The organism is Pedobacter sp. CFBP9032, assembly GCF_034045265.1.
Classification (GTDB): domain Bacteria; phylum Bacteroidota; class Bacteroidia; order Sphingobacteriales; family Sphingobacteriaceae; genus Pedobacter.
This window is the reverse complement of the sequence record NZ_JAXCWE010000007.1, coordinates 50,595-64,767: the sequence shown is the minus strand read 5'-3', so window position 1 is coordinate 64,767 and position 14,173 is coordinate 50,595. Positions and strand designations below refer to the sequence as shown.

The window sequence follows — 14,173 nt, the reverse complement described above, 5'->3', positions numbered from 1 at the left end:
TGAGTTTTGAATGAGTGAATGTTATGGGCGATCGCTATTACACATTCTATCATTCTCTAATTTTTATAATGAGTGAGTGTTGCCATTCTATAATTCAATCATTCTCTAATTCTCTAATTCTTTTAATGAGTGAGTTTTGAATGAGTGAATGAGTGAATGTTATGGGAGATCGCTATTATACATTCTATCATTCTCTAATTCTATTCATTTTAACATATGCGTATTCTATTTTCACTAAATACAACCCACAGGCAGGCACTGACTGACCGGCGTTGCTCCGATTTTTACTTTCTATAATGGATTCAAAATCCTTTAAACTAATTTCATTTTTGCCGATGCGAACCAAAGTACCCATAATGGCCCTTACCATATTCCGCAGGAAGCGGTCTGCCTGGATCGTAAAAACCAAACCTCCATCAATTTCTTCAAAAACAGCTTTAACAATTTTACAGTTATTGGTGAAGGTTTGCGTGTTAGACTTACTGAAACAAGAGAAATCGGTATAATTTAACAACAAAGCTGCTGCCTCATTCATTGCTTCCACATTCAGTTTATCTTTTACTAACCAGGATCGGTTAAGTTTAAAAGGATCTTTTTCATAATGAACATAATATTCGTAAGCCCGGGAGGTGGCATCAAACCGGGCGTGCGCATCCTCATGAACCGGAATAATTTGTTTCGCTGCAATTTGATAAGGTAAAAGTGCATTGATTCCTCCAATGGAACTCAAAACCTTCATTTCATCAGCATCAACAATGTCAAAATGTGCATAAAAGTCTTTTGCATGTACGCCTGCATCGGTTCTACCGCAACCCAAAGTTTCTATTGGCTGCCTAAAAACTGTTGACATCGCTTTATCTAACAATTCTTGTACAGTAATTGCGTTAGGTTGAATTTGCCAGCCATGATATAAGCTGCCATCGTAAGCGATTTGGATAAAGTATCTTTTTCTGATCAAAACGCTGCAAAAATACTTTTTTCCTTGTGATTTAAGACTAAAGCGCAGTACATTTCTTCGTAACAAAAAAGATTAGGGCTTCGCTGCATTCGTTTCATTAAGCTTCCATTGATTATTGTAAAAGCCAGCCATTTTAATACCGTTAGCCCCCTCTTTCGGAAGATCTGATGAAAATATCATATAATCCGAAAATCCGCTTCCACCAGCAAAATATTGATTTGCGTAGGCGGATTTCATACCGCTCAAGCCTGTACTTGCCACTACACCAATTAAAAGATGCGTATTTTTTTGAGGCCAGATAAAGTATGCACCCAGATCATCACCTTTCCAGCTATTGTTGCCAGCCGTTATTTGTGTATTGGTTACCTGGATAGGGCAATCATTTAATAATTTATGCCAGGCCGAATTATTATCTGCATTTCCAAACAGGATGATGTTGCGGCCTTTATATTTCGCTGGAGAATATGCTTTGTCTGTTATAATATCAACTGCTCCATTACCTCGGTAGTACCAACTTTCGGCATCATATTTAGCTTTATCTGAATTTTCCATATTAGCCTCATCCGTACCCTTTGTGCCCACCACAAAAACCATGTGGTGATTGAAAGCTTCTTTGAAAGTACCTGATCGACCGGGTTTTTTATCTTCCTGACTGATGCTGGATATCACTTTCCAGGATTGATCTCTTTTTTCAAGCAGTATGGTATCCATTGCTGTTTTCGTGAGATAATCTATTGCTGGCAAACTATCCAAAGTTATTTTTACTTTCTGGTTGGATGCAAAATCATTTAAGGCCATCTTCAAAACGGCAACGTTTTCCGTCGTGCCTGTAATCAATGATTGTTTTTTATCCCGATTCAATATTATGCGACTATATTTTAATGGCTGCTCTTGTTGGTATATTGTTGCCCAACGGTAAGTGGCAGAAATCCCAGGACTGGCAGTTAAAAAATCGATATGATTTACTGCGGTATCAGCGGCGATGGTATGCCATTTAAAAAAATCGAACAACGGGGGCCAATCCACGCTTTGATCGCCAAACCAATGCTCACCACCTGGATATTCATAGTAACTAAAATCACGATGAAAATCGCCCAGCAACTTCCTCATCTGCCTGGCATAAGAAACCGGAACCACGCGATCAGCGTCGCCATGCAAGATATACACTCCCAAAGGTTTATAATTGCTAACCAATTTGGGTACATCACTTTGATTACCTGCCCTCAACAACATTTTTTCTACCACATTTTTGCTGCTGTCAGGAATTTTTCCATCTGCAGAACCATAATCTTTCAGCGATGCATATCCTGCTGCCGGCGCAATAGCGGCCCATTGATCTGGATAGGTTGCTCCCAGAAACCACGTGCCATGTCCGCCCATGGAGTGTCCTGAAAGATAAATTTTTTGTTTTGCTGGTTTAAATTGGTCTTTAGCCAGCGCCAAAACTTCCAGTGCATCCTGCCTGCCCCAGTCTTCCCAGTTAAACCCCCGGGGCCTGCGGTTAGTGGCAGCAACCACGGTACCCCAGTCTTTAGATTTATAGGCCTTTGCCTGACCAATTGCTTCTACTCCGGCTCCATGTACAGATAGGAACAATGCTGAATTGGCTTTCCAACCGCCGAGTTGAGGGGTTACTGCGAAATATTGCAAACTCCCATCAATTTGACTGACAAAGGTTTGCTTGTAGCTTGAGGAAGCCTCAACTGCTTCAACAACGATTCCCTTTTGATCTGCTATATCTTTTCCAATAAGGAGTTGTAATGCTAAATTATAATTACCTGGTTTAATTATTCCACGGGTATCAAATTCAAAAATCACCTTTCTCATGCTTAATTTAGGAATTCTGGGAATGGCTACTTTACGAACAGCACCATTCAGAATGGTATTAAAAGTTAAATTCTCCAGATCTTTTAAAGATGTGTTGGTAACAGTTAAGGCGCCTTTTAATATTTTATCAGATTGACTAATTACCATATTCGGAACAGTAACATCATCGGTATGAATTAACACCTTTTTATCATTTAATATGAGCACCGGTAATACGTTGGCACCCCTTATAAAAAGTTGATTCATCCCTTTTTTTAATTGAACCGGAATGTTCATATAACCCGAAGCATACGGATCGCCCATGTGGGGAATGCCATTGAAAAAAAGACTATTTCCTCCCACCACATTTAAAATTGCAGTTCTTGCTTCAGGAGCGGTGTAAGTAATGTAAATATAGTCTGAGCCTCTATCTACACTTCCAGGATTTAAAAATGGATTGTTAGTTGTTTGTGTACCTCTTCCTGAAAATGCCCTGAAACGTCCATTCTTATCTGCGATAATAGGTTTCCATAAAACCATTTTACCATTAGTACCTAATCCAAACTCACCATTCTCTTCAGGCACTTTCAACTTTCCGTTAGCCATTTGCCAGGCAAGAGCGTCTGTATAGATTGCTTCACGGCCATAACGACTACCGCTCGCTACAGTAAGGGCTTTCTCAAATTTAAGTGTATCCTGTGCGAATCCGGTGCTTGCAATAAAAAGCGCTAATAACAAAAGAGTTGTTTTAAACATAAAACGTTTTATATAGATGATTAAGGTATTACAATTCTGGCTTTTTAAACCAAATCCAATTAAGAATAATAATTAATGGTAAATTTTGCTGGTGTGCTTAAGCGTATAAAACCAAAGATATTAATTTTGAGAATGTGAATGAAATGATTAATAAATAAGAAAATGTTTTTTAAAGGTTAAATAAGAATCCCTATAATTGCCCATTATAATTTAATTTTAACCATGATACAACGCATACAATCTATCTGGCTTTTTTTGGCAACCCTTGTTCTCATTCTGATGATGTTTTTACCTCTTGTAACGAAGGTGGCTGATGGTTCTGAATGGATTATTTATACCAGCGGATCACATCATATCTTAACAGGAAAAAGTGGAACGGGGTTAAGGGCCGAAGTATTTTTGCCCTTGCTTATTACCAATATTGTATTGATTATACTGTGTTTTGTAAACATCTTTTTTTTCAAAAGGAGAACGCTACAAAAACGCCTGGCCGTTTTCACCATCCTGGCCATTATTGGTTTTGCTTTCTGGTGCAGTGTATACGCTAAGGAACTTCCTGGCGGCATTGAGGGTGCAAGTTTTGGCGTCGGTGCCTATTTACCAGCAGCTGCGATTCTCTTTATTGTTTTAGCGATTTTCGGCATTAATAAAGATGAGCGTTTAATTCGTTCGGCTGAGAGATTGAGGTAATTCATCTATTAAGCCCGAACCGATGCTTTCTCTATCTAACCGTTATACTCATTTTTTGATGATCGTATTGCTTTTGGCCTCTGCGTGCAGCAACAGAATTTCAAATTTTGGAAAAACCAAAATTGCGCAACGCTCTGATTCAGTTCTGCTAAATAATAGAATATCAGCAATTAAAAGTGTTCGGTTAGAAAAGTTTGAGAGAGGCTTATTCAAAGGCACTTCTAATCCTGCAATTGCCTACCGGCTGTTTAAGCCTTTAAATCTAAGTGGACAAAAACTTCCGCTAATTGTTTTCTTTCATGGTTCAAATGCAATTGGAGTTGACAACGTTAATCAGATAGGAATTTTGCCTAAGCTTTTCGCAATGGATGAAACGCAGGTGAAATACCCGGCTTACGTATTGGCGCCACAGTTTCCCTCCCGGTCATCAAACTATTCATTAGATCAAAAAAGAAATCTGCTGACCTCAAAGCCTCAACCCTGTCTAAACTCCGCATTACAGCTAATTGACAGCTTAAAAAAAACACTTAATATCGACCAGAAAAGAATTTATGTGGTCGGCTTTTCGATGGGCGCCTCTACCGCAATTAATGCAATGGCATTAAAACCTGATTTATTTGCAGCAGGCATCAGTATTTCTGGAATCCCTGAATTTGACCAGCTCGCTACACTAGCAAGCATTCCTCTTTGGATTATCCATGGAAATATAGATACTGAAAATCCATTCGCCAGTGATGAACAATTTTATAAAGAAGTAAGCAATCAACATAAAACCCGCTTCTGGGAATTAGATAACCTGGCCCATAACAACGTATTTTCTACTTCTTTTTTAGGGGAAGAACTCCCAAACTGGTTGTTCAAAAACAGTCGTAAATAACAATAATGATTAAACGCCGCAGTTCATGCCTGAAAACGCTATAGATCCTTATTTCACACCTTTCGATGAAGTGATCGCCCGGGAAACTGTTTCGAAAAAATTCAGTTTAATGGTCACGAAACCTCATCCACTGTGTTTGCTGGCAGCCAGGCAACTGCAAGCTTATTTAGCTAATCAAACCGATTGGGTTCATAATTTTGGCTTATCCAATCACAATGAAGGTGCAGTAATTGGTAAAATGTTTGGCGTATTGGTGGTTCAAAATCAAACCGGCGATGTTGGCTATCTTTCGGCCTTCTCCGGAAAATTAGCAGGCAGTAACCAACATCAGCGGTTCGTACCCCCCGTTTTCGATTTACTCACTGAGAATAGCTTTCTTAATATTGGGATGGAAAAACTTACCCGGATGAATCTTTTGATCAGCACACTGGAAGATCAAGACCAGCCGGAACAAAAACCAGAAATCGACAGATTGAAAGCACAGCGTAAAGCCCATTCCATTGCTTTGCAAGATCAGATTTTTGAACATTATCATTTTTTAAATCTGGCGGGTGAAGAAAAAAGCTTAACAGAGATTTTCGCAAATGCTGGCTACAAAAAACCTCCTGCTGGCGCAGGCGAATGTGCGGCGCCAAAACTTTTACAGTATGCTTTTCAGCACAAAATGAAGCCAATTGCACTGGCAGAATTCTGGTGGGGACAATCACCAAAGTCAAATTTCTGGAAACACGGTCATTTTTATGCCTGCTGTAAAGAAAAATGCGAACCTATTTTTAGGCATACCCTAGCGGGTATTGAGATCGAAAAACACTAATTAAACCTTCGAATCGAAGTTAACTACCTACTAAAATGCTTATCGCCTTATTTTCAATTCATTACCATTAAAAACTATTTAACCTTCTACCCTTAAAATACCAAATATTAAGCTTACCTTTGCGGCTCAATTAAAAATAAAAGACGAATGACAAACCCATTTCAATTATTGGGGATAAGTGATGACGTCGTTAATGCCGTAAAGGACCTTGGATTTGAAACTCCAACGCCTATTCAGGAGCAAAGTATTCCTGTACTGTTAGAAGGCACTAATGATTTTGTTGGTTTGGCCCAAACAGGAACAGGAAAAACAGCCGCATTTGGTTTGCCGCTGTTAGAACTAATCGATTTCAAAGTTAATAAACCACAGGCATTGATTTTATGCCCTACCCGTGAGTTATGCTTGCAGATCGCTAACGACCTTAAAAACTTTTCTAAAAACGTTGCTAATGCCCACGTTGTTGCCGTTTACGGTGGCGCGAACATTATGCAACAGCTACGTGAAATACGCCAAGGCGTTCAAATCGTAGTGGCCACGCCCGGCCGTATGTTGGATATCATTGGCCGTAAGGCGATTGATTTTTCTTCAGTTAAATATGTTGTGCTTGATGAAGCTGACGAAATGTTAAACATGGGTTTCCAGGATGACATTAACGACATTTTATCAACTACTCCTGATGACAAAAAAACCTGGTTATTCTCGGCTACCATGCCGGCAGAAGTTCGCCGTATTGCTAAAAAATACATGAACGAGCCTGTTGAATTAACCATGGGCACCAAAAACACTGGTAACGTAAACATCGAACACGAATATTACATTGTTCGTGCACGTGATAAATACGCGGCCTTAAAACGTATTGTAGATTTCAACCCTGAAATTTTTGCTGTAGTATTTTGTAAAACCAAACTGGATACACAAGATGTTGCTGAGCATTTAATTAAAGACGGTTACAATGCTGATGCTTTACACGGCGATTTATCGCAGCAACAACGTGATAAAGTAATGCAACGTTTCCGTGAGCGTAACATGCAATTATTAATTGCTACAGATGTTGCTGCCCGTGGTATCGATGTAAACAATGTAACTCACGTAATTAACTATTCTTTACCTGATGAAATTGAAAGTTATACCCACCGTTCTGGCCGTACTGGTCGTGCTGGTAAAACTGGTATCTCTATCTGTATCATCAACTCTAAAGAAATTGGAAAAATCCGTCAGTTGGAACGCATTATTGGTAAACAATTTACCAAAGCAGAGTTACCAACCGGATTTGATGTTTGCGAAAAACAATTATTCTCTTTAGTACATAAAGTGCATAACGTAGAAGTTAATGTAGAGCAAATTGATCAATATATTCCTCGCATTATGGATGAATTTAAAGATTTATCTAAAGAGGATGTGATTAAACGTTTTGCTTCATTAGAATTTAACCGTTTCTTGGATTACTATTCTAAAGCGCCGGATTTAAATGCTGCAGCTGGTGATGATCGTGGCGAAAGAGGCGAACGTGCTGGTCGCGGACGTGGTAGCGAAGGTTACACCCGTTTGTTTATCAACTTAGGTTCTGTAGATGAATTTACCCGTGGCGATATGTTATCATTTATCTGTAACAATGGTAAAATTGGTGGCAAAAGCGTTGGTAAAATTGATTTAAAGGGTGTTTTCTCTTTCTTTGAAGTAGAAGATGCTGTTGCAGATACTGTTTTTGAAGGTTTCAAATCTGTTGAATTTAATGGTCGCCAGGTTCGTATCGAAAAAAGCGGAGATGGTGGTCGTGAAGGCGGTGGCGAAAGACGCGGTGGCGGTGAAAGACGTAGCGGTGGTTTCGGTGGCGGCGAACGCAGAAGCGGCGGTGGCGGTGGTTACCGTGGCGGTAGCGGCGGCGGTGAGCGTAGAAGTTCTGGCGGTAGCGGCAGACGTGAAGGTGGAAGTCGTGAAGGCGGTGGTTTTAAAGATTTCTCAGGACGTAGTCGTGATGAAAAAGGTGGAAGCACTGGCGGACGCAGAGAAGGTGGAAGTCGTGAAGGTGGAAGTGGCGAACGCAGAAAAAAATGGTAAATCACTAAACCAAATATTTTACAAACCGTCCCGATTTTTCGGGACGGTTTTTTTTTGCCTTATTTCCACTACAATTAGGCTATCTTCAAAATAATGATACATTTGTATTGCAAATCATATTCCCTATTAATCTAATCATCTCATAATTAAAAAATATGATTTTTTTCTTTGGAACGAGAAGTTCGACTTTATTAACCGATAAACTTTATCACACCAACTGTGCCTATTGCAACGAGCCTGATACTGTATATCTCTCAGTAACGTCAAGCTATTTTCACATTTTTTGGATTCCTGCTTTCCCAATAGGTAAAAAATATTATTCGCATTGCGTGCATTGTAAACAAACTTTAACAGGAAATCAGATGCCTGCTACCTATCAGAATGGCCTTTCAGAAATTGCGCAAAGAGCCAAAGTTCCCATCTGGCAGTTTATTGGATTAATTTTACTGTCCATTCCAATTCTATTTATAATTATTGCAATCATCTTTGCAAAATAGCAGCAATGCAGTTTGCCAATCTGGCGGAGTTTAACCGTTAAGTGATGATTACCCTTTTTGTTCGCATGAAAAACAAGGCCTATTTGAAGCAATCTTTAATTATTTAACAATTGTAAAATAGTTATACAGCTTTATAATATTGCTTAAATTGCGTTACTTTCGCTTAATTATGCAGGCAAAATACATCTCCTATCAGGAAACCGGCTCTTTCTCGAAGCTGGTTCTAGATTACATCAATAACGAGGAAGCATTAAATGCTTTTTATAGTTATCGTCCTGATATGGAGGGCTTATCGGAAGCCATAAAGAGTAGAAATTTTCTTGGCGACCGAAACATTCTGGTTGATGTTTTAAAGTCTCAATATGAGCACTTAAAAACCAATAAATCAGTAGCCAAAAATATCGAACTTCTGGCAGATGCAAAGACTTTCACCGTAACCACCGGGCATCAGCTCAATCTATTTACGGGTCCGCTCTACTTTATCTATAAGATTGTAACGGCCATCAACCTTGCAATAGAGTTGAAAATTGCACACCCGGATAAAAATTTCGTTCCTGTATATTGGATGGCGACTGAGGATCATGATTTTGAAGAAATCAACCATGTAAGTGTCGATGAAAAAAATATCAGCTGGATTCAGAAAACAAATGGCGCAACAGGTAGATTAAGTACCAAAACAGTTGCGGCAGCGGTAACCGCTTATAAAGGCTATTTAGGCATCTCCAGAAACGGGAAGCACATTGCAAAAATTGTGGAGAAGGCTTATCTGGAGCATGATAACCTTGCCGATGCCACCCGATATTTGGTGAATAAATTATTCGAAAAATATGGATTAGTGATTGTCAATGCGGATGATGCCTCTTTAAAGAACCTTTTCAAAACTATAATTACCGAAGACATCATCAAGCACAACAGTGCGAAAAACATAGAAAATAGTTCTAAAGAATTAGAAGACTTAGGTTACAAAACGCAGGTAAATGGTCGCGACATTAACTTCTTCTACCTAAAAGATAATTTGCGCGAACGTTTGCTTTTCGAAAATGGAGAATATAAAGTTAACAATACGGATATCCATTTTACAGAAGAAGCACTTCGAGAAGAGATTAATGCCAACCCGGAAAGGTTTAGTCCGAATGTGGTGATGCGACCGATGTACGAAGAAGTTATTTTGCCCAACATCGCCTATATTGGTGGTGGTGCGGAGGTAGCCTACTGGATGCAGTTGAAAGCGAACTTTGATTATTATAAAGTTGATTTCCCGGTATTATTACTTCGTAACTCCGCTTTGCTGATTGATAAAAGAAGTGCCGAAAATCTTTATAAACTCGGCTTCTCGCTGGAAGATATCTTTCTCCCCACTGAAGAACTTAAAAACCTTTGGGTAAGGAAAAATTCAACTGCTCAGTTAAGCTTAGCTGATGAAACCCGGGCTATAAACAGCATATTTGATCAAATTAAACTGAATGCCTATAAAATAGATAAGACACTTTCAGTTTCTACAGACACTGCAAAGCAAAAAACAAATCATTTATTAGCTAACCTCGAAAAGAAATTATTCAGAGCTGAGAAACGCAAACATGAAATGGCGCTGATCCAAATTGAAAACGTGAAGAAAAGACTTTTCCCTAACGGAACCATGCAGGAAAGAACGTTGAACATCGCACCCATGTATGTGAATTATGGTGAAGATTTCCTTTCTACCTGCATTGAAAACTTTGAGCCGCTCGGCGGAGATTTTACTTTGTTGCTACCTTAAAAAATTAAAGCATAAAGCTGAAAGACGAAAGCCAAAGTACTCAATAAAACTATCTTGATACTTGCTACTTAATACTTGCTACTAAAAATGAACTTCATCACCTTTACCGAAACCAAACTCAGAACTTTTACTTACAACGTTTTTAAAAAAATGGGCTGTTCAGATGAGCATTCGACTCTGGCTACCGATGTCCTTCTTCGTTCTGATCTGAGGGGAATCGATTCGCACGGCGTGGCAAGATTGAGTGGCTATGTTCGCTTGTGGGAGAAGAAAAGAATTAATGCAACACCTAATATCAAAATCGTTCATGAAACGCCTACTACGGCAACCATTGATGGCGATGCCGGGCTGGGCTTAGTTGTAGCACCTTTTGCCATGAAAGTTGCGATAGAAAAAGCAGAGAAGTATGGTACGGGATGGGTGTCTGTAAAAAACTCCAATCATTTCGGTATTGCAGGCTACCACGCGTTAATGGCGGTAGAAAAAGATATGATCGGCATCAGCATGACCAATGCAAGCCCGCTGGTTGCACCAACCTATGCTAATGAGAGACTATTGGGTACTAATCCAATGTGCTACGCTTTCCCTGCCGGAAAATATCCACCAGTAATTATTGATATGGCTACCGCAGCTGCAGCAAACGGGAAGTTAGAAATCGCACAACGTGCTAATAAAAGCATTCCAGATGGCTGGGTTCAGGATAAAAATGGAAATAATTCCACCGACCCAAATGAATTAAAAAACGGTGGTTCTTTATTACCGTTAGGAAGTGATAAAGATCATGGAAGTCATAAAGGCTACGGACTAAGTGCTACAGTTGATATTTTGTCAGCCGTGTTATCTGGCGCAAATTATGGCCCTTGGGTTCCACCTTTTGTTGCATTTTTGGAACCATCTGCAAATCCTGTAGGTGAAGGTTTGGGTCATTTTTTTGGTGCGATGCGGGTAGATGGCTTTCGCCCGGCAAAAGATTTTAAAGACCATTTAGACAACTGGGTAGAGCGATTTAAAAGTGCGAAAACAATTGATCCGGATAAAAAAGTAATTATTCCAGGCGAACCGGAGCATGAATTTGAGCAGGAAAGAAAAATTTCGGGAATCCCGTTAATCGATGTTGTGGTAAAAGACTTAAATGAACTGGCTGAAAAACTGGGAATTGATACCCTAAATTAAGCAATAAAAAGCCGTGAATGTAACTAGCACTCACGGCGTAACTAATGAAATACTTATGGTTAACCTACCATAAAAAGGATAAATTTATTTTTTCTCACCCAAAACTTCCAGCGTATCTTTTAAGATCAGTTCCTTGCTTGATGAGCCAATCATAATTCTGAAATCTCCAGGTTCAATGACCGATTTCATTTCTGCATTTAGCATTTTTAGCATATCAGGCGTAATTTCAAAAGTGATTTCTTTTGTTTCACCTGCTTTAAGTGCAACGCGTTTAAAATTTTTCAATTCCAATAGAGGTCTTGCAACCGTTGCCAGCATATCTCTAATGTATAATTGCACGACTTCCTCACCTGCAACTTTGCCCGTATTCTTCAAGTTAAACTTAGCCGTTATGCTTTCAGTAGCTTGAATTTGCTTTTTGCCTAACTGCAGATTACTGTAATTAAATTTGGTGTAGCTTAAGCCATAACCAAATGGAAACAGTGGTTCACCACTTAAATTATTGTAATCATCTCCTCTGCCTGTTGGCTTATGGCTATAAACTAAAGGCAATTGCGATTCGTGTACCGGGTAAGTAATTGGAAGCCTTCCGGCAGGATTATAATCACCGAAAAGTGTCTCTGCAACTGCGTTACCACCTTCTTCACCAGGATACCAAACATTTAATACAGCCGGAACCTGATCAATCCAGTTATTCATAACGATGGCACTACCTCCTATCAATAAAACCACCACAGGCTTTCCGGTTTTAGAAACTTCGGTAATAAGTTTTTCCTGATTACCAGGTAGCGTTAACATGGCCCGATCCAAAAATTCGCCTTCCTTAATACCTGCAGCAACAACAATTACATCCGCCTGTTTTGCCAACGCCACTGCATTTTCTATTTCTTTCGTACTGTCATCATCAACATCGAGATTAGAAACCAGCTTAATGTAAGCGTTGCCCTTTGTTTCATGGAACTCTACCCGAATGGAATATGCCTGATCTTTTACAAAATTGAAAGGAACCAATCTTTGGTGGTAAGAAACTTTTTCCCATTGATCGATGATTAATTTCTCGTTTATAAACAAACGGAAACCATCATTTCCCTCCAATCCAATTTGAAATTCTCCTGTTTTGGGTGCAATTAATTTACCTGTCCACCGGGCAGAATAATTATCATTATGAAGTTTTTGATCCGGCGCGTAAAGCGTCCACATAAAATTAATCTGCTCATCCACTCTTGTTAAGAGTGGCGCACCTGAGAGATCCAGGTTATCAAAGTATTCAGCCTTAAGTCCACTTGCAGTATCTGCTTTTAAAAACTGTTTAGCAATTGGTTTAACCAGATTTAATTCGCGCCTGCTACCTTTAGCATAAGTTACCTTAACGGCAGAACCTGCTCTTTTTTTAATGCCATCAAAAATATTCACCTTTCCATTCCCCGATCCGCTATAGCCACCCAGGCGGGCATCAATAGCATCTTCTCCTAAAACAAGAATATTTTTTACATTATTAAATGGCAAAGTAGCGTTTGCATTTTTAAGTAATACGAAAGATTTTTCTGCTGCTTCCTTTGCAATCAGTTTATTGCCCTTATCATTAACAGCTTTTTGCGCATCCTTTTCGGATACATATGGATTTTCAAATAAACCCAGTTCAAACTTAGCCCTTAATACTCGAGAAACTGCATCATCTATACGTTCTTGGGCAATCGAGCCATCTAAAAACGGTGGAATAAACAACTTATAATGATCAAATTCCGTTTGAAAAATGACGTCAAGTCCGCCGTCCACGGCCTGTTTTGTAGATTGCGCATAACCGTTAGCCGTATGATGCAATACGCTCGCACCGCCTACAGCACCTGCATCAGAGATTACGAAACCTTTAAAACCCCAGTCTATTTTTAATTTTTGAGTTAATAATTGATAGTTTGACGTTGCAGGTGTGCCATCAACCGAATTATAGGCAGTCATTAAAGACCGTGCTTTACCTTGTTTAATAGTGGTTTCGAAAGGTGGGAAGTAAATTTCTTCCATCAACCTTTGGTTATAATGAATAGGGTAACTGTCTCGCCCACCATCACCAACGTTCGCAATAAAGTGTTTAGGCGTGGTTACGATATTTTGACGTTCAAATGCACTCACGAAGGCAAGTCCCATTTGTGAGGACAAATAAGGATCTTCTCCATAAGTTTCCTCCGTTCTTCCCCATCTAACATCAGCAGCAATATTAACTACAGGTGTTAAAATATCTCTGATCCCACGAAGTTTAGTTTCCCTGGCAATGGCATTCGCAACCTTCGCCATGTTGGTGGTATCGAAACTTGCAGCCAATCCAATCGCTTGTGGAAAAGCTGTTGCACCTTGCCTAACCAAACCGTGAAGTGCTTCATCAAAGGCAATAATTGGAATACCTAAACGCGTTTCGGTAACAAAGTATTTCTGAATGGCATTAATCTTTTTCGCCAGCGTGAACGCATTTTCAGAAGTATTATAGCTCATCATCTGGTTGGCGCCACCACCACCTTGAGATACCGCACTTACCTGTAACCCAAAGATTCCGTTTTGATAGCGATTTTTATCCACACCGTCTAAGTCGCCGGGAATCATAAATAGCTGCCAGAATTTTTCTTCAGGTGTCATTCTAGCCAGTAAATCTTTTACCCGATCATCAATTTTTGCACGGGCATCTTTATAAATTATTCTTTTCGAATTTAATGCAGGTTTATTTTGAGCAAATGTATTTTCGAAAGCAAAGGTTTGTAAGCTGATTCCAATGCAAACTATAAGGGTTTTAAATCTCATT

General features: G+C 39.4%; 10 protein-coding genes. 7 read left to right on the top strand and 3 right to left on the bottom strand.

Features of this window, described 5'->3' with window-relative positions:
• Positions 1-187: 187 nt before the first annotated feature.
• The gene (gene truA, locus SOM16_RS14350; RefSeq protein ID WP_320464685.1) at positions 188-958 is read right to left on the bottom strand and encodes a tRNA pseudouridine(38-40) synthase TruA; all 771 of its coding nucleotides are present in this window, start codon (positions 956-958) and stop codon (positions 188-190) included.
• A 72-nt stretch (positions 959-1,030) separates the two neighbouring features.
• Positions 1,031-3,520, bottom strand: coding sequence for a prolyl oligopeptidase family serine peptidase (locus SOM16_RS14345; RefSeq protein ID WP_320464684.1), 2,490 nt, complete (start codon positions 3,518-3,520; stop codon positions 1,031-1,033).
• A gap of 222 nt (positions 3,521-3,742) precedes the next feature.
• Here SOM16_RS14345 and SOM16_RS14340 point away from each other — a divergent pair, with 222 nt between their 5' ends.
• The 7 genes from SOM16_RS14340 (at position 3,743) to SOM16_RS14310 (ending at position 11,385) form a co-directional block, all read left to right on the top strand.
• Entirely contained in the window at positions 3,743-4,210 is a 468-nt protein-coding gene (locus tag SOM16_RS14340) for a DUF4293 domain-containing protein (RefSeq protein ID WP_320464683.1), read from the top strand.
• Between the two features lie 58 nt (positions 4,211-4,268).
• Positions 4,269-5,087, top strand: coding sequence for an alpha/beta hydrolase-fold protein (locus SOM16_RS14335; protein WP_320464682.1), 819 nt, complete (start codon positions 4,269-4,271; stop codon positions 5,085-5,087).
• Between the two features lie 25 nt (positions 5,088-5,112).
• Complete coding sequence (locus SOM16_RS14330) at positions 5,113-5,901, top strand: hypothetical protein (protein ID WP_320464681.1); 789 nt, start codon at positions 5,113-5,115, stop codon at positions 5,899-5,901.
• Between the two features lie 147 nt (positions 5,902-6,048).
• Positions 6,049-7,959 (top strand): DEAD/DEAH box helicase, encoded by a 1,911-nt coding sequence (locus SOM16_RS14325; RefSeq protein WP_320464680.1) that lies wholly within the window; start codon positions 6,049-6,051, stop codon positions 7,957-7,959.
• A 155-nt stretch (positions 7,960-8,114) separates the two neighbouring features.
• Entirely contained in the window at positions 8,115-8,456 is a 342-nt protein-coding gene (locus tag SOM16_RS14320; RefSeq protein ID WP_320464679.1) for a zinc-ribbon domain-containing protein, read from the top strand.
• Positions 8,457-8,625: 169 nt separating this feature from the next.
• Entirely contained in the window at positions 8,626-10,212 is a 1,587-nt protein-coding gene (bshC, locus tag SOM16_RS14315; RefSeq protein WP_320464678.1) for a bacillithiol biosynthesis cysteine-adding enzyme BshC, read from the top strand.
• 87 nt (positions 10,213-10,299) lie between these two features.
• Entirely contained in the window at positions 10,300-11,385 is a 1,086-nt protein-coding gene (locus SOM16_RS14310; RefSeq protein ID WP_320464677.1) for an Ldh family oxidoreductase, read from the top strand.
• Between the two features lie 84 nt (positions 11,386-11,469).
• On the opposite strand, the gene SOM16_RS14305 is transcribed toward SOM16_RS14310, so the two are convergent.
• Positions 11,470-14,172: a glycoside hydrolase family 3 protein gene (locus SOM16_RS14305; protein WP_320464676.1), complete on the bottom strand. Its 2,703-nt coding sequence runs from the start codon at positions 14,170-14,172 to the stop codon at positions 11,470-11,472.
• Between the last annotated feature and the right edge of the window lies 1 nt (position 14,173).

Coding starts and splice junctions, on each gene's coding strand:
- SOM16_RS14340 (WP_320464683.1), top strand. CDS start 3,743: ATGATACAACGCATACAATCTATCTGGCTTTTTTTGGCAACCCTTGTT.
- SOM16_RS14330 (WP_320464681.1), top strand. CDS start 5,113: ATGCCTGAAAACGCTATAGATCCTTATTTCACACCTTTCGATGAAGTG.
- bshC (WP_320464678.1), top strand. CDS start 8,626: ATGCAGGCAAAATACATCTCCTATCAGGAAACCGGCTCTTTCTCGAAG.
- SOM16_RS14335 (WP_320464682.1), top strand. CDS start 4,269: ATGATCGTATTGCTTTTGGCCTCTGCGTGCAGCAACAGAATTTCAAAT.
- SOM16_RS14305 (WP_320464676.1), bottom strand. CDS start 14,172: ATGAGATTTAAAACCCTTATAGTTTGCATTGGAATCAGCTTACAAACC.
- SOM16_RS14345 (WP_320464684.1), bottom strand. CDS start 3,520: ATGTTTAAAACAACTCTTTTGTTATTAGCGCTTTTTATTGCAAGCACC.
- SOM16_RS14310 (WP_320464677.1), top strand. CDS start 10,300: ATGAACTTCATCACCTTTACCGAAACCAAACTCAGAACTTTTACTTAC.
- SOM16_RS14325 (WP_320464680.1), top strand. CDS start 6,049: ATGACAAACCCATTTCAATTATTGGGGATAAGTGATGACGTCGTTAAT.
- SOM16_RS14320 (WP_320464679.1), top strand. CDS start 8,115: ATGATTTTTTTCTTTGGAACGAGAAGTTCGACTTTATTAACCGATAAA.